Below are 23,006 nucleotides of genomic sequence, written 5' to 3'. Positions count from 1 at the left end.
TATCTCTAGTTTGTGCCCGTCGCCTGCTGTTTTTCTTCCACAAGCAGGTCAAACTTACCCGACTTCGCCAACATCAGCTGCTCGGTGATCTCCTCCATCGTTTCGGTATGAGCGCTCGAGGCCGCGCGCGCTCGGGTGCGAGCCCAGTCCCTCAGCTCCTCGATGCGCTCACGCATCGTCATGGATAGAGGCACGGTGTGGGTGGCGGCTTGGACGATGGCGTCGGTGGTAAGATCGCCGTTTTTATCAAAAGCATCGTAGAGGGCCTCCACCACCAAGGCCTCGATCTCCGCTCCGGAGAAGCCGGGGGTCACGGAGGCAAGCAGGTCGAGGTCAAAGTTTTCGGGGTTGCGGTGCCTTTTCTGCAAGTGGATACGGAAGATCTCTTTGCGCTCCTTGTGGGCAGGCAGGTCTATAAAGAAGATCTCGTCGAAGCGGCCTTTCCGTAAAAGTTCCGGTGGAAGGGCGGTGACATCGTTTGAGGTGGCCACAACGAAAGCGGGCGCCTTTTTATCTTGCATCCAGGTGAGGAAGGTGCCAAAGACACGGCTTGTGGTGCCTCCATCGGAGTAGCTGGAGCTTTGTGTTCCGGAGAACCCCTTTTCGAGTTCATCGAGCCAAAGGACGCAGGGGGCCACCGATTCGGCCACTCGGATCGCTTTCCGCATGTTCTCTTCGGAGGCTCCCACAAGGCCGGCAAAGATGCGGCCCACATCGAGGCGCAGAATGGGCAAACGCCACAGCGAGCCGATGACTTTTGCAGAGAGGCTTTTACCGCACCCCTGCACCCCAAGCAGCAGCACGCCCCGCGGGTCGGGCAGCCCAAATGCCTTCGCCTTCTCGGAGAAGGCTACGGTGCGTTTTTGCATCCAATCTTTTAGTAGGTCGAGGCCACCGACGTCCTGAATGCCCTCATTGAAGGGGTAGTACTCAAGAATGCCGGATTTTCGGATGATCTGCTCCTTCTCACCGAGGATCACATCCACGTCGAAGCGGTTGCGCTCGATGAGCGATCGGGCGAACACGTTCTCCGCCTCCATGGCCGTTAGCCCCTGCGCGGCCTTTAAAACCTGGTCACGCTCCAGCTCGCTGAGGTTACAGTTGACTTTGGGGTTATCCTTCACCGCCTGGATCACGCGCTCCAGGATGAGGTCGAGGTCTTCGTAGTCCGGCAAGGCATAGTCCACAACGGCGATATCTTTCTCAAGTTCAGGAGGCAGTTTTAGAAACGGGGCAAGGATGATCAGCGATTTATGCGATGTTTTGAGGACAAGAGCGAGGTCGCGCAGTCTTCGTGTCACCGTCACGTCGTTGATGAAGGCATGGAAGTCTTTCAGAAGGAAGATGGCCTGATCGCGCGAATCGTTGACGGCATCGAGGGCGGCCAGAGGGTCACGGGTGGCGTTATCTCGGTGGTTGGGGTTTGTCACCATCCCCTGAGTCACCGTCCACACAAACAGCTTTTTTCCGCGCTCTTGGGCAATGCGTCGCAGGGCGTCTTCGACCCTCTGCTCCTCCCAAGACACGATGTAAATGATGGGGTACCGGGCCCGGATCAGTATCTCTAATTCACGATCAACCTGTGCCGATGACAATCTCGCTGCTCCTCACTCTCGCAACAATCTGCTTTAGCAACGATGTCATTATACACCCTGAGGGTTTTCCCTTGCAACAAGCGATCGCACGCATAAAAAGCGGCAGGGCAACGTCCCTGCCGCAAAGGATTTCTTCGTGTGAAGTTGAGTGGGGACCTAGGAAGTTTTCTGCCTCAAGCCTGGAGACGTCCCGATCGCAATATGGAATTCGGTTTATTCACGCTTCAGCACGTAGTCTTTAGGGCCTTTTGTTGTAGGAACGTTGCGCAGGGTTACCTCGCGCCACTCGTAAGGCCAATGGGGCGCAAAAGTGGCCTCACCACCCTGCCATTTCAGTCCCAACAGCCCTTCAAGTACCGCCCAAATAAAGGTAGGGGCCACCCAAGGCGAGAGGTGCATCCCCAAATTTACGCCGGTCTCGCCATGAAAAAACTCAGCAAACTCACCACGATGCACGTTCACCTCCGGCGGCATCGCCTCCACAACCGGCTGCGCCACAAGTCGAAGGGCATTTAGGGCGGTGTCCGGATCGTGGGGAGCCACTGCCGCCGCATACCACAGCGTGAGGTTCGGCCAGCTTCCCCCTAAAAGCCCATAAGCTCGCTCCGGATGATACTGGGGATCGGTGTTCGGTAGAGTGCGCATGCCTCGCACGCTCCAAAAATCTGGCTGGGACAGCCGAGTCAACACGGCGCGAGCCTGCTCGTCCGAAGCCACTCCACAAAGCACTGGAAACACCATGTCGCCCGTTACTTGCGGGTTCGGCTTTCCTTCAAACCGGTTTAGCAGATACAAACTGCCCGTCCAAAGATGCGTGTTGATAGCCTCCTGAAGGCACTGGGCCTCCTGCAGGTAGCGCGGCTCATGAAGAAAATCGGCCATCTGCCGAAGCGCCATTGCCGCAAGCGCGTTGATCTCGGTGACCTCCCCGGCCTGCACATAGCCCTCGATGATGTTGCGCCAACCGCATGTGCCAAAGGAGCCTGTACCCGCCGGGACGCCCACCAGCAGGCCGGACGGACCGCGCTCAGCCAGCAGATGCTCGCAGGCCATTTGGGCAGAGGCCGCAAACTCCTCTCGAAACGCCTCATCGGGATGCATCTGCCAATGATGCGCCAACGCCCAGAGGTAGAGGGGCGTATTGTCGCTGACGTTGAGGTTATAGTCGGACTGAGCGCCGCTCTCCAGGTCTACATACTCGATGATCTGCCCATTCGGTTTTTGCCGGCGTCTAAAAACACGAAGCGCTTCGGGGGCAAACCAAGGCGCCACATAGTCGGTGCCCAGACACATCCAGCCGGTGTCGCGCCCCACCACAATGGTGGTAGCATGGGGGCAGTTGCTCATTCCCCAGCCCAGCGTGTAGTAGCGCATGCATCGGGCGATGTTGTCTTTGGCATACTGAAAGGCATAGTTAATGAGAGGGTCGGGAGTTTCAAGCACGCAGGTTGCGCGCAAAGCCGTGGCATGTGGGGTGGGTAGTTCCATCGTTTTAACTGATAAGCTAAGGGTGGTTTTGGTTTTTATTCCGTTTTCCCTGGCGGGACGTAGCTCCAAGAAATGCGAGTTTTGGTATATCGAAAAATCAGAGATTTGTCAAGTAGGGGCAGGCCCCTGTGCCTGCCCGTTTTACACACGTGCCTGCCCGTTTTACACACGTGCCTGTCCGTTTTGACAACGTGTCCACCAAAATTAGGGCGACCACGGGGGTTTCCTATTAGGGCGACCACAGGGGTCGCCCCTACAATTTTGTGTGTCTATCTACCAATCTCGCCACCCGTACAAAACCCACCCACATAAAACATCCACCGATTGTAGGGGCAGGCCCCCGTGCCTGCCCGTTTCACCCCCTGTGCCTGTCCATTTTATCCCGTGCCTGCCCGTGTGTGCCCATGTGCCTGTTCGTTTCACCCCGTGTGCCCATGTGACCATGGTTTTCCCCGAAATCGGGTGGTCATGGGGGTTATTGGGCGACCACAGGGGGTCGCCCCCCACAGTTTTGTGTGTCTATCTACCAATCTGGCCACCCGTACAAAACCCACCCACATAAAACATCCACCGATTGTAGGGGCAGGCCCCCGTGCCTGCCCGTTTCACCCCCCGTGTCTGCCCGTTTCGCCCCTGTGCCTGTCCGTTGTGATAACGTGTCCACAAAAATCAGGGCGACCATGGGGGTTTCCTATTAGGGCGACCACAGGGGGTCGCCCCTACAATCCAATACCCCTCTCCCTAGAGGGAAGGTGTGAATGTTGGGTAGGGGCAGGCCCCTGTGCCTGCCCGTGTGCCCCTGTGCCTGCCCGTTTCACCCCCTGTGCCTGCCCGTTTCACACACGTGCCTGTCCGTTTTGACAACGTGTCCACCAAAATTAGGGCGACCATAGGGAGTCGCCATAGATGGGTGAATCCATTATTCCTTATTCCCCTCTCCCGCAGGAGAGGAGTAAGGGTGAGGGAAGACACCTGTCTTCCCTCCCTTGTCTCCTTGCTCACTCCTACCCTAGTGCTTCGAAGGAAGGCTATTAATGACAGGGATCGGATAGGCATCTCGACCGCCATGAGCACGCTTCCACGCCTCCCACTCCGTATCAGGCACGAGTACAAGGCAACCCCATAGATCCTGCATTAGGCAAGGATCCACTGTCTCATAAGCCGAAGGCCCTTTCTGCGCTAAGGCATACATGTGCCGCCACACCTCTATCGCCTCTTGATAGCGTTTGAATGTACACAGTAGCACATAATACTGCTGAGCCAAATCCAGGTTATTTGGCATCAGTTTGTAGCCCTCCTCTGCATACTTTAACGCCTTGTCCCAGTTGTACGAGTAACGAGGGTCGGGAGGTATTCTAAATGGCAAAGAACTTGCTCCATCATCCATAGTCACATTCCCGCTCTCCATCAAGGCCAACACCGCCCCTAACTCCTTCGGACCTACCAGCTGCGGCGTCTTCTTGAAACGCGCATAGTACAGAGGATACAGGGTCATCATACCGTACTCTTCCAAACCCGCACAAAACGTCTCCATCGCTTTGGCATACTCCCCTAAATGATACTCGCAGTAAGCTTCGTCAAAATAGGGATTGCACATCGGTAATGGGGGTGTCATAAGGTCTAATACCGACTTCGTCTTCTGCAGCAAAGAACGACCATCCGCAGATGGATACTGCGCTATCACCTCCTCCCCGCGCCCCGCATCAAACTCCTGAACCGCTTTGCGATACTCCCCCTCACACGTCAGCAAATGGCCTAAATAGATATGGGTCTGAACTTTTTTACTTAATAGACGTGCTAGCATTTCCTGCTCATAATAATCCTCCGATGAGCTGCCGATCAAACCCTCCTTCACTGAAGCCGAAGACCCCTTTTGCATCTGCTCTACCGTCTTTATGGCGGCCTTCACGGCCTCCTGAGCTTGCTGTTGGGTGTGCTTGTCTTCCACGTAGGCCAGCGCTTGCTTTGCAAGCGAAAACGCCCGAGCATACTGCCCTTTCTGCTCCCATTGACAGGCTGTGAACAGCAGGGCGTTGACATGGTCAATAAAGGGGACTACAGCCAGATAGATGAGACGAACGTCCGGTTGGGGCGCTGCGATTTGAGCCTGTGAGGATGGCATGGGCTGCAAGAGCCCTAAAATGCCTAATCCACACAGCCCCAAGAGGCGTTTAAAGCAAAGATGTTGGTGGTTCATCGCTAATGTAGCCCTCCATTCGGAAAAGTTGTCCAGAAGAAAGCTCCAAAATTAATAAAAAAATGGTTCCACGTCGGGAAGGCAGGGTATATCGGACCGTCATTTATGTTGGCGCCTCTCTGCAGAGCAACCCATGTTCCGTTCTGGAACGTCATGGTAACATTCCAAAACCAGCTCTCTTCCTTTAGAGGAACCCAGCAACTCGTGGACTGCGGTGGGGGTAGGTACATCATGGTCGTTTGAAATTGCTCATCTACACTGAAGTTCAGCACATTGTTGGGAGGTCCGATGTCAGGCGTGTCTACAAAGGAGATTACAGGCGGGTATCCATCTGCTGGGACGTAATAGCGGCCTTCGGGGAACCAATTATCTAGTCCTGTTTGTTGGTTTTCATTCGGAGGTGGTAGAGGACCGAGACCGCCGATGTTGGGAGTAATAAGTTGGCAGGTACCCCACGTACCCTTATCTTCGGAAAGGTAGAACTCCGGTGGAGTTTGTACCGTACTACCGCTTTTCGGGTCATTCGGATTGGTGATATGACTAAAGTTGATCCAGTCTAGCCCCACTGTGCCTCTATTAAGGTCTACATAGACACCCTGCTGATCAACATTAGGATTATTTTGGGGCTCAATCTGAACACTAAACCTAAATATCGGATCCCTAAATTTAATTTTAAGGCTGGTTACGACTGTTCCTGGGAACCCCCCGACCGGATGAGCTCCAGGCGGGACAGCTAAATCTACCTTGCAAGAGACGACGCCGTTGGCAGGGGTTTTGGGGTAGAAGGTCAAAGTATTTTTGGGTAAGGTCTTGATTGCCAAGAAGAAGAAGCTGGGCAGCTTGAGGTCGGCTACTATCGCCTTGGTAGTAGTTAAATCTTTGCCAATACTTGAAAGGTTGGCAGGCGGCGGGAGGTGTCCACTGGTAGTTGCTGGGCGTGAGGCCGCCGGGGATAAGGCTACACGTGACCTGCTGCCCGATGAGGTACTCAGGTTGGACGTTCAGGTTGATGCCGCTGCCCCCCAACACAATCATCAACGGGGTGGCTGATGCCTTGTACGTTACACTCGCTGTTGCACGCCCAACGCCAAATCCAAATGCGGCTGGAACGGTGATGCTGGCCGAAGGCGTACAGTTCTCTGTAAAATTGTTCGTACTATCTGTTTTGATGAGGTATTGCTGCCCTGAGGAGCTTTGCCCTACCTCGTACGTTCCATCGCCGAGATTTATCGGGGCAAACCCCAAACCGTTATCCGCGTTGCCGGTACCCAAGTGCCGATTCTTGGACTCGCACTGCCACTGAGCTGTACAGTCTTGCATCACCACGACGGCTGGAGGAGGGGGCTCGTTGGGAAAGTCGGGCACCCAAGTAAACGTTGCCGTGATCTGGCCGCTGCACGTGATGGTGAGATTCTGCATGTCGGGAGAACCGCTTCCCCCGTAGGTGCCGTTGCTAGATAAGGTATAGGGCTGCCCGTTGCAGTTTCCTCCGGCATAGGTCACGGTGTAGTGCCCAGCGAGAGCGAGAGAGGGCCGAAGCAAAGCGAGAACAGAAGAAGCATAGGGCGGAGCAACAGGCTCTGCAGCCTGTGCAGAGCAGCGCGCGGTTTAACTCACTGTTTAAAATTTAGGTGCCAACTGCGGGGGGGTACATGGTGATTGCGGCCCCATCGCGAGCACGTTACGAACAGTTGCTGTTTCATCGTTTTTAATTTGACCTCCTTTGATGTTTGGCTTGTCAAGAGCTTTCCATGTTGTTGGTTCGTAGAAACCCTGAGCTGTAGTGCTCCTCTTACAGCTCAACCTAGAAACATTATATCATACATTTATCACTACAGCAAGTAATTTTTATTTTTAAAAATTCGATAACCTCTACTTAAAGCAAGCGATCTTTTCTTAGTTTGAAACAAAAAAGCGAGCCACTAGTTGTGGACAAAGAAGCATGTTCTCTCCAAGGTGGAGTACATTGAGGCACCTGTAGCTTGATCTCCTTCGCAGTCCTCTACGCAACCCCTGGCACCCTCATGACCTCAACGTAAGCGCGTGCACGCGGCCGTTGAGGGTGCCAAACGCCAAGGAGATCCGAGCCCCACACACGTCGCAGGCACGCTAGCGAGACATCAGGCTTGTGACCTGTGTTGGACGATAGCCCAGCCTATAGACGCGGCCATCGGGGCAGCATAAAAAAGCATAAAAAGAAGGTGGGGGGTTGAATCAACATGGCAGCGTTCGGCAAGCTTTATATCGGCGTATACGCGCTGTCTGGCAGCGGCCAGTTGGGTTGGTGGCGCAGTGCTATAAGCGCACAGTGCGCAGACGTAGCGAATTCGAGACAACGGCAACGCTGCTAAAGGCCATGGCCAAAGCGGCGATCATGGGGTTGAGGCCGCCAAAGGCCGCTAGAGGAATGCCAATCGTGTTGAAGAGAAACGCCCAGAAGAGGTTTTGCTGAATGACTCGCATCACCGCGCGAGAGAGACGAAGCGCCCGTGCCACGTTCCGCAAATTCGTCCCCAACAAGGTGATGTCGGCTGCCTCCTTGGCCACATCTGTGCCCTTTCCCATCGCGATGCCGATATCGGCCTGCACCAAAGCGGCGGCATCGTTAATGCCGTCGCCCACCATGGCGATCGGCCCGCGCCCCTCTGCTTGCCACCGTTTTATGATCGCCACCTTTTGGTGAGGCTGTAGTGCAGCGTACACTTCGGCAATGCCAAGCTCCTCCGCCACCACGCGCGCCACTTTCTCCGAATCGCCGGTTAACATGGCGACCTCTAGCCCCATCGCTTGGAGGTCCGCAATGGCCGCTTTTGCCTCCGGTCGGGGCGTATCGGCGATGCCAACAAGGCCTAGCAGGCATCCATCTACCCCGATAAACACCACCGTTTTTCCCTGTGCTTCCAACGCCTCGGCGTGGGTGAGGAGCGTGGGGTCAAGCGCGATTCCCCGCTGCTCCATCAGCCGGCGGTTGCCCACGCACACGAGCCGTCCATCCACAAACGCAACCGCACCCGCGCCGGCTTCGGCCGAAAAACCGGTTACCTGAGCCGTCAGCAGCGCGGGGCCGGCCTTGGTGACGAGGCTCTTTGCTAGCGGGTGCTCCGAGCCGCGTTCGGCGTTGGCGGCCAAATAGAGCAGTTCGCGCTCCCGCTGGCGTGTGTCCGCCTCGTCTATCCCCTTTACCGTGAAGATATCGGTTACGGACGGGCGTCCTTCGGTGAGGGTGCCCGTTTTGTCGAAAACGACCCTACGCACCGCCTGCGCACGCTCCAACGCCTCTCCGTTGCGGAAGAGAATGCCCATCAACGCCCCTCGCCCAGTACCCACGAGGATGGCGGTGGGCGTGGCCAAACCGAGCGCGCAGGGACAGGCGATGACCAGCACGGCTACGGCCGCCGTAAGCGCCGCAGTGGCGCCCTCATGCAGGGCCCAAAAACGGATGCCAAAGGTAAGCAGCGCCACGGCAAAGACGATCGGTACAAAAACGGCTGCCACCGCGTCGGCCAACCGCTGCACCGGGGCTTTGCTCGCCTGCGCCTCTTCCACCATCTGCATCATATGGGCCAGCACGGTGTCGGAGCCGGTGGCCGTTGCCCGATAGAGCAGAGTGCCGCTCTGGTTCAACGTCCCGCCGACCACCCTATCCCCCGGACGCTTCTCCACAGGGAGGCTCTCTCCGGTAAGTAGCGATTCATCTACGGCCGAAACGCCCTCCGTAACCACTCCATCCACCGCGATCTTCTCTCCAGGGCGCACCCGCAGAACATCGCCTGGCTTTACCTGCTCCAACGGAATCTCCTGTTCTCCACGCTCGGTAACCACCGTGGCGGTTCTTGGAGAAAGCTCCGCCATGGCCTGGATGGCACCGGCGGCTTTGCGCTTCGCTCTCTCCTCCAAATAGCGTCCGAGCAGGATAAAGGTCACGATGGTCGCTGCCGTTTCAAAGTAGAGCTGAGGATGGTTGGAAGTGGCCAGTTGGAAGAGGCTGTAGGTGTAGGCCGCCGTGGCGCCCACCACGATAAGGGTGTCCATTGTGGCGCTGTGGCTGTAGCGAAAGGCGCGCCAGGCGCCCACAAACAGCTCTCGTCCAAACCCGAACACCACCACAGCGCTGAAGACGGCCAGCAAGCTGTTGAGGGCGAACGAGCGGTGAGACATCCCCATGGAAAGCCCCAAAACGGGAGCCGTGAGCACGGCGGCAGCGATAAGCTCCCTCAAGCGACCTGCATCGGAGGCCGACGCGTGCGTTGGGATGGCAGCGGCCTCTTTTTCGGGCATTAAGGGCGCCTGATGAGAAAAAGCACTCCTTTCAGACACCGGCTGAGCCCCATAGCCCGCTCTCTCCACCGCGTGAATCAGCGCTTCGGCCTTCGTCTGTTCAGGGTCGTAGACCACGATCGCCCGATTGGTCGCCAGATTGACTCGGGCCTCGCGCACGCCCTCCACCTTTTGCAAAGATCGTTCAATGCGTCTCACGCAGGAGGCGCAATGCATCCCCTCGATATGAAGCGTGCAAACGGCCTCTTGGCCTTGAGATGACGGAGGCAGCGTGGCCTCTGTCGCCCCTTCATTGCGAGCCATTGGTGTGTTCCTCTTTGCCACCCAGCGAGGGGTCATCGGCAAACGCCTCATACCCCTCCTCTTCCACGGCCTTCAAAAGCTGCTGCAGATGCACGCGATCGGGGGCGTAAACCACTTGGGCGCTCTTGTTTTGCAAGCTTACCTCCGCTCTCTCCACACCCTCTAAGCGCTTGAGCGCCTCGGTAACGTGCCTTACACAGGCCTCGCAGCTCATCCCCTCAATGCGCAACGTGATCGTTCTGGTCATCCTAACTCTCCTCTCTAACTTTTGAGAAAATGGGTCAAAACCTTCTGTACCTCCTGCAGCATCTCCTCTTGGGTAAGCCGCTGGGCATCAGGGTGTGCGCTCTCGACGTTATGGCCGATCACACAGGTTTGGAGATGTTGCACCAGCAGCTCGATGCCCAAGGCATCCAATGCCGAGCGGGCCGCTGCTATTTGATGGAGGATATCCACACAGTATCGTCCCTCCTCGATCATGCGGCCAATGCCGCGGATCTGGCCTTCGATGCGGCGCACACGATTATGTAGTTTTTGGCGCTTATCAGAGCTCGATGATAGGGCCATAGAAGCCTCTTAATGAGAAATATACCCCCATGGGGTATTTCTAGATTACGTCTTTAACGACATCAGGAGTTCCCTTGGGGGTGATGTGAGGAGAAGCGTCTTTAGTAAACCGTCTGGTCAGACTACGCCGTCGGGTATGATAGTGTCTGTATTTTTCTCTTTGCGCGCTGAGAGAGCGAGGCCTTGCGTGTCTGGCCCATTCGACCCAAATCTATTCCTGCCGCTGTTTTTAATCGCCGTTTTCGTCGCCCTCATTGCGCGAAAACTGCAGATTCCTTACGCGGTGGCGCTCGTGGGGGCGGGGCTGGTCGTCGGCTTTAGTCATCTGCTGCCGCGGGCGCGGCTCGATGCTCATGTGCTGCTGACCCTCTTTCTTCCACCGCTGCTGTTTAAAACAGCCTTGCTTTTAAACTATCAAGACCTAAAAAAGAACGCTCTGCCCATCGTCATCTACACGCTCGGTGCCTGCCTCTTTTCGGCACTGGTGGTCACCATTGGGGTGGCCTGGGCGCTAGCCATCCCCCTGAAAGTGGCGTTTGTCTTTGGTGCGCTCATCTCGGCCACCGACCCCATTGCCGTCATCGCGCTGTTTCAAAAACTGGGTGCCCCGGCCAGGCTCACGCTTCTTATCGAGTCGGAAAGTCTCTTCAACGACGGCATCGCCGCCGTCCTCTTCACCCTTGCCACCCAAACGGCGCTAGGGCGACACCCTACCCCGGTAGGTATTGGGCAGCACTTCGCCATCCTGCTTTTAGGGGGCGTCGGCATTGGGGGCCTTATCGGTCTGCTGGCCTCGCTGTTCCATCGCCATGTAGACGACCACCTCTTGGAGCTGATGCTCACCACCGTTACCGCGTTTGGCTCGTACCTGGTTGCCGATCGTCTTCATGCCTCAGGGGTGGTGTCGGTGGTTACGACCGGCTTGATTGTGGGGCATATCGGCTGCGAGGCGATGTCGGCCACCACAAAAGAGGCGGTCTATGCCTTTTGGGAGTATGCCGAGTTTGTGGTGAATTCGTTAGTATTTCTGCTGATAGGCGCGGAGCTGGCCTCGTTGCCCTGGTTCTCTTTGTGGAAAGCGGCCCTAGTGGCGGCCGCTTTAGTTATCGTGGGGCGTCTGAGCGTCTATCCTCTCTCTTTTTTGGCAAACCGTCTCAACGCTTCCGTTCCGTTGCGCTGGCAGCCTATTCTGTGGTGGGGTGGGCTTCGCGGGGCGCTCTCCATGGCGCTGGTGCTGAGCCTCGCGCCTCGATTTCCCTTTCGCCCGCAACTTATCGCGATGACGTTCGGCACCGTCGCGGTCTCCATCCTGTTGCAGGGGCTTACTATGGCGCCTCTTCTCCACCGTCTGCTTTCCAAGGAAGAACAGCTTGCCCCACCTACTCCAGCCCATAGGCCTTCGTGAGGATGCTCACTTTACGAGAGAAGGTGAAACGATTTCCCCTCGATAAGAAGCGCCTGACATTCCATTCGGGTCTATTCCCTCCGTCAAACCATCTCCTCCTGTCCACGCTAGCTGTGCAGGAGGGCTTTCTGCTCGGCAGAGCAGAAGAAGGAGATTTCCAGACGACCGTAGAAAAGATGATCTTAAAAAGCTATTCCGATTTCGCCTGCAGCAGGAATGGAACAACCATAAATTTGCTAACGATGTGCCAGAGCATGCACCAACGTCGTGGATAAGCCTGTATCTTACCGACGATCCAGCCTATTTGCTGAGAGAAGTCAAACACCGCAATGTACGTGGTGCTGGCTATGCATTTCCGTGTATTTCTCAGAGCTGCTTGCCGAAAATAGAGACAATACAATTTTTCGCCTACCAAATGCTCCGAGGAATACCGGTTTATCAAAAATTTTGCAACAACGGGGCGGAGGGGGTGTCTAAAATTTATGTCATAAAAGCAGGCCGAGCGGCCTATAATGTGCTATTCTTAATGAAGGCGTTTCATAAAGATCGCTCCTGCCAAAGGAGAAGCGCAATGATGAGACAACATTTGCTGATAACATCCTCTCTCTGCCGAGCCTCAGCGCTTGGAGGTCTGCTCTTTGTGCTAGGCGGGTTTTTGTCGCCCGCGCAAGCGGCGCCACGCAACCTCTCGCCTACCAGTCAGCTGCACGTGCAGCCTCATCTCCCGGTTGGCTACGTCAGTTTTGTCAATGACGTAGAGCCCACCCTCACGCGGCTTGGCTGCAATCAGGGCGCCTGCCATGGCTCTCAATATGGCAAAGGGGGGTTTAAGCTCTCTCTCTTTGGTACCGACAGCGATCTCGATTACATCGCGCTAACCCGTCAGGCCAAGGGGCGGCGTGTGAACGTGGCCGACCCAATCCACAGCCTTATTCTGCTTAAGCCCACCATGACGGTTCCTCATGGAGGTGGCCGGCGTCTCATCCCCGGTTCAAGCTACTATTACACCCTTCTTCATTGGATACAAGAGGGCGCCCCCGGCCCAAATCCCAACGAGCCGAAGCTGGTTTCCCTCTCGGTAACGCCTTCCGAGAAAGTGGCCTACAAGGGGAGTTCGCCTTTTCATATCATCGTAAAAGCAACCTACAGCGATGGCTCCGTCCGTAATGTTACCTCTCTTGCAAATATCAATACCATTGACGATGGGGTCGCGTCCTGTACGCCGGATGGAGTCGTGCGTGCGGTGGGCAGCGGACAAACACCGATCATGGCACGCTTTGGCGGGCTCGCCACGGTGTGTATTGTCATGGTTCCTTATCCGAGCCATGCCCCTTACACCCCCCAAACCGCCGGCTACCACGCCAACCCTGCCGACCCCGATCAGAAAATCGTCGACGAGATTGATGCGCTTGTCGAGCAGAAGCAGAAAGCGCTGCACCTTTCCCCATCCCCAATCTGTAGCGATCGCACCTTCATCCGTCGCGTGTTCTTCGACCTCATCGGAACGGCACCAAGCCCGCGCGAAATCGAGGAGTTCGTCGCCAGTAAAGATCCCAACAAGCGCGCGCACCTTATTGACACCTTGCTGAATCGACCAGAATATGCCGACTATTGGGCTCTTAAATGGGCAGACCTGCTCCGCGTGAACCGAAATGACCTCCAAGTGAAGGGCATGTGGAGCTTCGACAACTGGCTTCACAATGAAATTCAGCAAAATGTTCCTATTGACCAGATGGTGCGCACCCTCATTCTTGCTGAGGGCAGCACCTACACCAACGGGCCAGCCAACTTCTACCGTGTCTCCCACGACCCCTCCGAAATGGCCGAGACCACCAGCCAGGTGTTTCTAGGCGTACGGTTGCAGTGCGCAAAATGCCATCACCATCCCTTTGAGAAATGGAGTCAGGAGGACTACTACCGTTTTGCGGCCTTCTTCGCCCGCATCGGTCAAAAGGGCAGTCAAGACTTCGGCATTTTCGGCAACGATACGGTTGTCTATGTGCGTGACAATGGAGAGGTAGTAAACCCCGCCACTGGCAAGGTGGCCCCTCCCGTTCCGCTCGGCGTTCATCTGGCGGCCCTGGAGAAAGATGGGAAATACAACCCAGATGCCACCGGAGATCGACGCCTTATTTTGGCAAACTGGATCACTAGTCCTCAAAACCCATGGTTTGCCACGAACTGGGCTAACCGCTATTGGGCTTATATGATGGGAGCCGGCCTTGTGAACCCTATTGACGATCTGCGCGTTACCAACCCGCCGACCAATCCACCTCTGCTCAACCTGTTAACGCATACCCTGGTTCAGTTTCACTTCGATGCAAAGCACTACCTGCGCGTGCTTTGTCTTACTCGAACCTATCAACGCAGCAGTAGAGCTACGGTAGATAACGCCAAAGATACTCTCTTCTTCACACACTATGTGCCAAGGCGACTTCCGGCCGAGGTGCTCTCCGACGCCATAGATAAGGCTTGCGGTACCACCCCACATTTCGGCGGACTGCCCGCAGGCATCCGTGCTATAGACCTTCCCGACCCAAATGTCGGCTCCGATTTCCTCAATATCTTTGGGCGACCACAACGCTTGACCTCCTGCGAGTGCGAGCGGAACGAAACTCCCAATCTCTCTCAAGCCCTCGAGCTGATGAACGGCAACGACATCAACAATCGTGTCACCTCGCCGGATGGGCGCATTGCCAAACTCATCAAATCGGGAGCATCCGATAATGCGATCATCAACGATCTCTATCTCGCCACGTTGGGGCGCTTACCTACCCAACGCGAAAGAGACATCATCTTGGGCGCCCTTATCTTCAGCGAGCATAGAGAGCATGTCTTTCAAGATGTACTTGCCACACTACTAGGCACAAAGGAGTTTATCTTCAACCACTAATATGAAGGCCTTTTGGCCATAATCCTGCGCAGTGCAGAGGAGGTTAAAACTTATGATAGAGATCGAACTAGGTAAACATCGTGATTGTGACGGCATTACGCGTCGAGACGTGCTTCGCATCGGAGCCTTATCGGTGTTGGGTCTGACCATGCCCGACCTGTTCCGCGCGGCCTATGCCGAGAAGGTGTTAACGGGCAAAACCAACATTAAAGACATCTCTTGCATCCTGTTATGGATGGGAGGTGGGCCAAGCCATATAGACACCTTCGACCCCAAGCCGGATGCTCCGCAGGATATTCGCGGCCCGTTTGGTGCCGTCGCTACGAATGTGTCGGGTATTCAGATCGGGGAGCATCTGCCAAAATTGGCCAAACACGCGGACAAGTTCTCCATTGTTCGCTCCGTTACCTCGCCCGATGGAACCCACGAAACGGCCACAAGCTATCTACTTACCGGCTATCCTTTCTCAAGAGCCATCGAATATCCGGGCTACGGAGCCGTTGTCGCCCGTGAAAAGGGCTACCAAAACGCCATGCCGCCCTTTGTATCGTTTGGAGGCCTTCAATTTAACCATGGTGGAGGGGGCTACATGGGCGATCAGTACAACCCCTTCATCATCAATGGCGATCCGAACAACCCAGGCTTCACCGTCAACGATATCACACCACCGAATGGGATCGATCAGACTCGCATGGAGCGACGCCAACTGCTGCGCACCGCACTTGACGACTGGCAGCGCAACACAGAGACGGCAGCCCCGGCAGCGCTCACGATGGATGAGTTTTATCAGAGGGCGTACGCACTGGTGACCTCGCCTGCCGCTAAAAAGGCTTTCAACCTTCATGAAGAGCCGGATAAGCTGCGCGATGCCTATGGGCGCAACTACTTTGGACAGTCCTGCTTACTCGCAAGGCGATTGGTAGAGGCTGGCGTGCGTTTCGTGCAGGTTAACTTCGGAGGATGGGATACCCATCAAAACAACTTCGAGTGGCTGAAGAATAATATGCTTCCTCCCTTAGATGCCGGCTACTCTGCTCTGTTAGAAGACCTGCACAATCGCGGAATGCTCGATACAACCCTGGTTCTGTGGATGGGCGAGTTCGGCCGAACACCGCGCATCAACTCCGCCGCAGGAAGAGACCACTGGCCTAACGCCATCAGCGTATGTATGGGCGGTGGTGGCATAAAAACAGGAATCGTCGTCGGCAAAACCAACGAGCGAGGAGAGGCCCCTGTAGATCGGCCGGTTCGCGTGGAAGACGTTGCGGCCACCATCTATACGGCTTTCGGCATTGACTACACGAAATCTTACATGTCGCCCCAAGGTCGTCCGATTAAGATCAACTATGATGGGACGCCGATCCAAGAGCTGCTGTAGCGTGCTGCGTTCTTTTGGAGCGCAACTGGTGGGAGGGTGGCTTCTGTTGTGCCTGTTTGCAGGACATGGACAGAGCCTCTCTCCCGCTGCTTCTCCTACTTATACCGACATTGCACCTATTCTTAAAGAACACTGTATCGTTTGTCATAGCCAGCAAAACATCAAAGACGTCTCTATCTCTGGTGGGCTAGCGCTTGATAGCTACGAGGCCATTCGTAAAGGCGTAGTTGTGGGAAAACCCCATGCCATCCTTATTCCGTTTAAAGCCGCACAGAGCCCCATTGTTCAGCGCGTCAAAGCCACAAGCCCCACCCTTCTCATGCCGAAAGGTGGCCCTCCGCTGCCTCCCAACCAGATCGCCCTTCTTGTCCGATGGATCAATGCCGGAGCTCCCTTAGGGACGACGGTTAAAGCCACAGCCTCTTTGCAAGATGCCAAAGCGGCTTTTGCCCTACGCCCCCTGCCTCCAGCTCCTATGCGCCTCTTCATTTATCTGCCCACCCACATAAAGCCGCCGCTTGCTCTGCAGACACAAGATAAAAACGAAACTTTGGAGTACGCCCTGCATGTAGGGCCACTTCCTCCCATTGGGGCGCTCGCCTTTAGCAACGACGGCAACACTTTGGCCATCGGAACCTACCGTGCCGTTGTGCTTTGGGATGTCCACAACGCAAAACCCTTGGGTTGCTTGCGAGGGCTTTCCGGACAGGTGCTCTCTTTGGCTTTCCATCCTTCTGGCAAGTTTCTTGCCGTGGCCGATGGCATCTCCGGTATGATCGGTGAAGTGCGTATCTTCGATCTAGAAACCGAACAGCCTACCCAAAACCGTTTTCCACAAGAGCCCGATCAAATTACAAGTATCGCCTTTAGTCCCGATGGCAACCGTTTGGCCATAGGAACCCAACGGCACGATGTGCGTGTTTACGACTGGACATCTGGTATTCGGCTTAAAGCCTTTTCCGATGCAGGTGACCCTGTGACCAAAGTGCGCTTTTCACCGGACGGGCGCTATCTCTATGCGGCGAGCATGGACCACAATATCCGCCGCTACGATCTGAACTCCGGTAAGTTAGACCATCTGTATGGTGGACCTGAGGATGGGGTTGTAGGCCTCGCCGTTTTGCCAGATGGACATCGTTTTATCTCCTCCAGCTCCTCCCAACGTCTTCGTTGGTGGAACGCCGACAACGGCAATACCGATCGTTTCGTCTACGGAGTCAACGGCCCTGCCTATGATATCGCTGTCAGCGCCGACGGACAGCGTGTCCTCACCACCTCCTCCGACGGCATTGCCCGCGTTTGGAACGGCAACGGCGACTTCCAGCGCGGTTTGGAGGGAGGCAGAGATTGGCTCTATGCGGCCGCACTTACGCGAGACGGCAAACTGGCAGCCGCTGCCGGAGCGAGCGGTGTCTGCTACCTTTGGGATGTAAATTCAGGCCGACTGCTTGCCAGCATTGTGCTCTGGCCAGAACAGCACCAGGTGCAGTGGTGCATCGTCACACCCCAAGGCTACTACGCGGCCTCACCGGATTGGGAAGGGATCATTGAACCCGCCCTGCATGAACAAAGGCTCCATCAGCAGGAGCTAACCATTCAGATGCGAAATTTAGATCAGCCCGATCAGGTCCAAAAAATCTGTCAAGGTACCGATCTGCCGGTGGCTTCCATCACAACCGCAGAGCGCTAGAACGGTTTTCCATGCAAATTCAGCAAAGAATGCTAAGAGGAATGCGGGTATGAAGCGAATCGTTCTCTATGGTCTTATCGTCCTACTTTTCTTGCCACCTTTCACCCAAGCACGAGCTCAGACCTCTTTTCCCATGATCTTCTCCACCTTCCCACTTGCTGTGGAGCGAGGAAAGACATCGGATGTCACCGTTAACAGCGATGCGGAAGGGGGCAATCTCTATGGCGCCTATAAAGTTATGTTCGACGACCCCCATCTGTCGGCCCAGATCGTGCCACCAGAGAAGGGCTGGCCGCCCATAGATCCTAAAAATCCGGAGAAGATTCCTCAGGTAAAAAGCGTAACAATGCGTGTTACCGTCGCTGCCGATGCCCCACTCGGCTTGCATGAGTTTCGCATTGCTACTCCTCATTTCGGCATCTCCACGGTAGGTCAACTCTATGTCGCTCGTCACCCTATTGTGGTGCAGCAGGTGCCAAACTACGATATCGAGCATGCCCAACGCATCGAGATCCCTTGTGATGTAGACGGAGTTATCAATAGCCCCACCGCTTTTCAGTTCTATCGCTTTCATGTTAACGCCGGGCAACAGGTCGTTTTTACCATCCTCTGCGCTCGAGCAGAAAACAAGATTCATGGCCTGCAGGATCATGCGGATCCTATTCTCACCTTGTGTACTCCAGACGGTGTAGAAATAGCCGAAAACGACGACTATTATGGCCCCGACTCCCTGTTAGCCTATCGTTTTGAAAAATCCGGCGACTATCTTCTAAAAGTTCGTGATGTGAACTACGGGGGCAATCCCCACTGGGTATTCCATCTCATCATCACAACAGCACCCTATGTGATCGCCGTCACACCCTGCGCGGTAACGGCAGGGCAAACGGTTACTCTGCACGTAGAGGGATACAATCTAGGCGATACGAAAACGGTTACTTTATCCGTCCCTTCCAACCTACCGGACGGTATCTGGAATACACCGCTCTCCTTCCCAAATGGAGAGTCGAACCCGGTAAAGCTGCTTGTCACCCACTTGCCGGTCACTGCGGTAGATGCCTCTGCCTTCCAAAACAACTCCGATTCCCCGCTGGCCGGTGCTAAACCGATAACCGTTCCCTGTTGTGTTTGCTCTTGGATTGCTTCGGCGAATCAGCTGCAACCGTTTACCTTCCACGCCACGAAAGGAGAGAACTGGAGCTTTGAGACCGCGGCGGAGCGGCTCGATTCCCGAATGGACACTCTGCTGCGTCTCTTTGATGCCAAAGGGAACAAGATCGCCGAGAACGACGATGCGCCAGGCCTCGGCACCGATTCCCATATAGATTGGACCGCTCCTGCTGATGGGGATTATACGATTCAGGTGAGTGACAGGACGGGACAATATGGCGCCAACTGCTACTATGCTCTCACAATCGTTCCGAACAAGCCCGATTTTTCCTTGCGGCTTGACCCCGATCGGGCGATGATCGCTCCCGGCAACCGAACGGCATGGTTTGTACTGCTCGACCGGAAGAACGGTTTCAACGGCCCCGTCACCATCTCCGTTCAAGGTCTGCCTCCTGGTGTAAGCGCCTCTCCCCTCACCATTCCGCCCGGAATAGGGCAAGGTGTTATTCTGCTCTCTGCCGATTCGAACGCCAAACAGGATGCGGCACTGCTTAATGTCGTGGGCACCGCCCAAATTCCCACAGGCCCCAGCGGCCAAATGGAGACTGTGACTCGGCAAGCTCAAGATCAAACCGAAATCTACATTCCCGGTGGTGGGCGCGGCCTCTACCCAGTGGATACGGCCGGGGTCGCTATCACCGATCCCAACGATCTCACGGTTACCGTTGCCAACCCCAATATCACGCTGCAGCCTGGTGGCACGGCCAAAATTGAGGTCACCATCCAACGGCGCCCCGACTATAAGCAGCCAGTGACGCTCGATTTACGTGTCAACCATCTCGGTGCCATCTACACCGATCCGCTTCCACCCGGAGTGCATATCGAGAGCGATGCGGTGACCATTCCGGCGGATCAAAATAAAGGGGTGATCACCATTAAAGCTGATGCCAACGCTCCTCCCATCTCCAACTGGCCTCTTGCAGTTATGGCCAACGTCAGCATCAATTTTGTGATGAAGGTTTGGTACGCAGCCCCTATCTTCCTTACCGTCGAACCCAAAAATGGTATGAAGAAATAGCGAAAAAACAAAAGAAACCTTTTGAGAAAAAGAAAGGGAGCTACCAAGCGCAAAATGGCTCCCTTTCTCTTTCAAGCCGATATATGGTACTGAGTCGCCATCGCCTTTACACTGTCCTCGGTTACTGGAAAGCGCCATCGCTGGAACAAAGGTACCAGGTCGCCCTTCGTCAAAGCGTTTAAAATGGCAGCGATGAGCGATAGCTTCTCCTCAGGCGTGGAGGGAGGTTTCATGTTCTCCGCCTTCAGCCGCTGATAGGTGCGAAAGAACTGCTTAAAAACATCCCAACCGTAAACGATCTGAAGGCGCTGAAAGAACGTGTGAATATCGTCGGAGCTCATGGATTGCCATTTACGCGAGGGATCGGCCAGATACTCATCTCCCCATAGCCCGAAGAACTTCAGAAGCAGGTCTTCGCCGGTCATCACGACACGACCTCCAGGGGTGGGGTAGCCACGAGCATAGTCCCATTTAATGCGAATGTAGGACGGGATGTGGGTGAGAGCGTAAGCTAGCTTGAAGTTCGCCCAAAACTCCGCTGAAGGGCCGTTCCAGATATACCACTGTCCGATGCCATCGTCAAAATCGTGCCCCATCTCATGAACCCATCCGAAGGAGATAAGCCCCTTGTTAAAATCTTGAATGGTGCTGCCGACGTAGTTCGTGTTCAGGGTAATGCTTTCCCCCGCGTAGGCCCAGTAGGGGTTCGCGGGCGACTCGGTGTAGATGATTCGGCGTCCCTTATAGGGAGTGTTGCCCGTTAGGTCGCGCATGGCCACATAACAGTCGTCCATCCAGCTAAGTGCCCTGTGCAGAGAGGTAAAGTCTTTGTAGCGTGACTTCATTAAACGGCATCCCACATATCGGCTTGTGGCGAGCACCAGCGGTTCGGGCAGCGTGGCAGCGGGCACAGCAAACCGAAACGGCAACTGAAGCGTCTGTCCGTTGTCAAGGACCTCCACAGTACCGGCCATATAAGGCGTGGCTGCTCCCGCCTTCGCCACTACGTCCTTGGGCAGATAGCCGATCTGCTCAACGGTTTCGGTAGCATCGGCTGCAAGGGTTTTATGGAGATCGCCGCCCCATTCGCCGGGCAGTGCGGTACCGTTGATCTCCCAATGAGCCGTCCATTTAACGAGGGTAACAGGGTGGTCTGCGTTATTCTTAATGGTAATACGATAGTTACCATAGCCCCCGGCCATCCATCCTGAACGGATGAGATTCACGGCATCCACGGTAACGCTCGGCATCTGCTGGGCCGATGTTTTGCCGGCTAGAAGAACTAAGCTAAGCCCCAGAAAGGCTATCGTGAACAGGCGAGTTTTCATGAATTTGTTCACCTCACTAAAACAAATAAACGTCGCCGAGATATCTGGAGACATGCTCATTATACCATTTTTTATCTGAACTACAGTCAAATGCTGAAGTGATCAGGAGAACTATTACTTAAATACAGAGAAAAGAGATACTTCTGTCTAGTGACCAAACGTTAGCAAGTCTAAGATTTTTATTTCGCTTACTCCGACTCAACAACCAACTAACTTTCCTCATTTTGTGGAACTGGTGCGGAGAATGTTAGTTTGCGTTTCTATTATTAAGCTTTAGCAAGTCTCGTACCCCTCCACAGCAGGGGGATCGGCCAATAGGGTACAATAGGCACAGAGAAAGTAAGCGACCACACGGCTAATAAGCAACGGCTTTTTGCCCTGGGGCTAGCGTGGAGGTGTCGGCATCAACGTGATCAGGGTGGAGGCGCTGTCTTGAATAGGGCGATAGTGTTGGGCACTCATAGGCTAAAGTCATCAAGTGAAAGGGTGTGACATTGCTCCGTATGGTGAAAGCCAGCGGTTTCCTGCTCTATTTTCTATGAAGCGGTTTGTGCTTGGACTTACTTTAGTTGGCACTATCCTTGGAGTCGGGCTTTGGATATGGCATCGGCATCGCCTTGCTTCGACGACGAGACAACTTGTGATGGCCATCGAGACCAATGATCTGCGAACGCTGCAAACGTTGCTCTCTCAGAACCCTAAGGCCGTAAACCTAACCACAGCAGAAGGGACTCCTCTTTTGTTAGAAGCTACCCTCTGTAACCGTTACCATATCGTTGCTCTGCTCCTGACGCGCTACAGGGCCAACCCCAACGCGCCCGATGCCGATGGGGAAACGCCACTTGAGTTGGCCGCCCAGTGGGGCAACATCCGCCTCGTCCACCTTTTATTGCACTATCATGCGAACCCAAACCGGCCCGACTCGAAAGGGGTAACCCCTCTCTACTGGGCCGTGGACAAAGGTAACTTGAAGCTGGTGCGGCTGTTGCTAAGCGCTAAAGCCTCGCCCAATATGGCGGACTATAGGCATCAAACTCCGCTTCATCTGGCTGCCCTGCACCGACAGTTTGCCATCGCAAAAGCGCTCTTGATGGCAGGGGCTTCCCCCGACAGCCCGGACGACCATGGCGATACACCTCTCCATATCGCAGCTGCCGTAGACGATGCCAAAATCGTTCGTCTATTGCTAAAAGCCCACGCCGACATCGAAGCGCGCAATCGTCGCGGCCAGACCCCTTTACTGGTTGCCATTGAGAGCGATAACGTGGCGGCCGGAAAGGTGCTGCTTCAGGCGGGGGCCTCTGTGGAGGCACAAGACGTTAAAGGTGATACTCCGTTGATGCTTGCGGTATCCTTGGGCGATGTTGCTCTCGCCAAGCTCCTAGTGCGCTTTGGAGCCCACCTAACCGACACCAACCTACAAGGGCAGACGTTGCTGCATTTGGCGGCCCAGCGGGGGCACTTAGCTATGGTAAAGTGGCTGCTTCAGGCAGGCTTAAACCCCAGCTCCTTGAACGCCGAGGGGCAGACACCGCTGCAGCTTGCGATGGATAACCGCTTTTATGAGGTGGCCAACTTCCTTAAAAGAGCCACTCAGGTCACTGACCACCCCTTCCTTACCGGTAAAACAGACTTCCTAGCGCCCTAAAAAGAGTAGGGCGACCTGTTGTCGCCCTACTCCTCTTGCATGCGCTCGAAG

The 23,006-nt window shown here is 55.2% G+C and carries 16 protein-coding genes; 6 read left to right on the top strand and 10 right to left on the bottom strand.

What is annotated here, in order from left to right:
* Positions 1-5: 5 nt before the first annotated feature.
* The 9 genes from CCALI_RS12440 to CCALI_RS12405 form a co-directional block, all read right to left on the bottom strand.
* Entirely contained in the window at positions 6-1,595 is a 1,590-nt protein-coding gene (locus CCALI_RS12440) for an AAA family ATPase (protein WP_016483828.1), read from the bottom strand.
* 213 nt (positions 1,596-1,808) lie between these two features.
* The gene (locus CCALI_RS12435; protein WP_016483827.1) at positions 1,809-3,083 is read right to left on the bottom strand and encodes an amylo-alpha-1,6-glucosidase; all 1,275 of its coding nucleotides are present in this window, start codon (positions 3,081-3,083) and stop codon (positions 1,809-1,811) included.
* A gap of 523 nt (positions 3,084-3,606) precedes the next feature.
* Positions 3,607-3,765, bottom strand: coding sequence for a hypothetical protein (locus CCALI_RS16230; protein ID WP_155850557.1), 159 nt, complete (start codon positions 3,763-3,765; stop codon positions 3,607-3,609).
* Between the two features lie 327 nt (positions 3,766-4,092).
* Positions 4,093-5,280 (bottom strand): hypothetical protein, encoded by a 1,188-nt coding sequence (locus CCALI_RS12430; RefSeq protein WP_016483825.1) that lies wholly within the window; start codon positions 5,278-5,280, stop codon positions 4,093-4,095.
* 2 nt (positions 5,281-5,282) lie between these two features.
* Positions 5,283-5,846, bottom strand: a complete 564-nt coding sequence (locus CCALI_RS12425; protein WP_044949239.1) for a hypothetical protein — start codon at positions 5,844-5,846, stop codon at positions 5,283-5,285.
* A gap of 106 nt (positions 5,847-5,952) precedes the next feature.
* Positions 5,953-6,783, bottom strand: a complete 831-nt coding sequence (locus tag CCALI_RS12420; RefSeq protein ID WP_044949236.1) for a hypothetical protein — start codon at positions 6,781-6,783, stop codon at positions 5,953-5,955.
* 792 nt (positions 6,784-7,575) lie between these two features.
* Positions 7,576-9,861: a heavy metal translocating P-type ATPase gene (locus CCALI_RS12415; protein WP_016483823.1), complete on the bottom strand. Its 2,286-nt coding sequence runs from the start codon at positions 9,859-9,861 to the stop codon at positions 7,576-7,578.
* On the bottom strand, positions 9,848-10,108 hold the full coding sequence (locus CCALI_RS12410) for a heavy-metal-associated domain-containing protein (protein ID WP_016483822.1): 261 nt from the start codon (positions 10,106-10,108) through the stop codon (positions 9,848-9,850). The genes CCALI_RS12415 and CCALI_RS12410 overlap by 14 nt, the downstream gene beginning before the upstream one ends.
* 14 nt (positions 10,109-10,122) lie before the next feature.
* A complete protein-coding gene (locus CCALI_RS12405) occupies positions 10,123-10,428 on the bottom strand; it encodes a metal-sensitive transcriptional regulator (RefSeq protein ID WP_016483821.1) in 306 nt (101 codons plus the stop codon).
* Between the two features lie 187 nt (positions 10,429-10,615).
* Here CCALI_RS12405 and CCALI_RS12400 point away from each other — a divergent pair, with 187 nt between their 5' ends.
* From CCALI_RS12400 to CCALI_RS12380, 5 genes are all read left to right on the top strand, one after another.
* Complete coding sequence (locus tag CCALI_RS12400) at positions 10,616-11,833, top strand: cation:proton antiporter (RefSeq protein ID WP_016483820.1); 1,218 nt, start codon at positions 10,616-10,618, stop codon at positions 11,831-11,833.
* 571 nt (positions 11,834-12,404) lie between these two features.
* Positions 12,405-14,726, top strand: coding sequence for a DUF1549 and DUF1553 domain-containing protein (locus CCALI_RS12395; RefSeq protein WP_052572417.1), 2,322 nt, complete (start codon positions 12,405-12,407; stop codon positions 14,724-14,726).
* Positions 14,727-14,778: 52 nt separating this feature from the next.
* Positions 14,779-16,104 (top strand): DUF1501 domain-containing protein, encoded by a 1,326-nt coding sequence (locus CCALI_RS12390; RefSeq protein WP_016483817.1) that lies wholly within the window; start codon positions 14,779-14,781, stop codon positions 16,102-16,104.
* A 1-nt stretch (position 16,105) separates the two neighbouring features.
* Positions 16,106-17,794: a c-type cytochrome domain-containing protein gene (locus CCALI_RS12385; RefSeq protein WP_016483816.1), complete on the top strand. Its 1,689-nt coding sequence runs from the start codon at positions 16,106-16,108 to the stop codon at positions 17,792-17,794.
* A 49-nt stretch (positions 17,795-17,843) separates the two neighbouring features.
* On the top strand, positions 17,844-19,979 hold the full coding sequence (locus CCALI_RS12380) for a PPC domain-containing protein (RefSeq protein ID WP_016483815.1): 2,136 nt from the start codon (positions 17,844-17,846) through the stop codon (positions 19,977-19,979).
* A 71-nt stretch (positions 19,980-20,050) separates the two neighbouring features.
* On the opposite strand, the gene CCALI_RS12375 is transcribed toward CCALI_RS12380, so the two are convergent.
* Positions 20,051-21,307: a hypothetical protein gene (locus tag CCALI_RS12375; protein ID WP_016483814.1), complete on the bottom strand. Its 1,257-nt coding sequence runs from the start codon at positions 21,305-21,307 to the stop codon at positions 20,051-20,053.
* A gap of 550 nt (positions 21,308-21,857) precedes the next feature.
* Here CCALI_RS12375 and CCALI_RS12370 point away from each other — a divergent pair.
* Positions 21,858-22,955: an ankyrin repeat domain-containing protein gene (locus CCALI_RS12370; RefSeq protein ID WP_172636653.1), complete on the top strand. Its 1,098-nt coding sequence runs from the start codon at positions 21,858-21,860 to the stop codon at positions 22,953-22,955.
* Positions 22,956-23,006: the final 51 nt, after the last annotated feature.

Origin of the sequence: Chthonomonas calidirosea T49 (genome assembly GCF_000427095.1) — a bacterium.
GTDB classification, from domain to species: domain Bacteria; phylum Armatimonadota; class Chthonomonadetes; order Chthonomonadales; family Chthonomonadaceae; genus Chthonomonas; species Chthonomonas calidirosea.
This window is presented reverse-complemented; position numbering and strand designations above follow the sequence as displayed.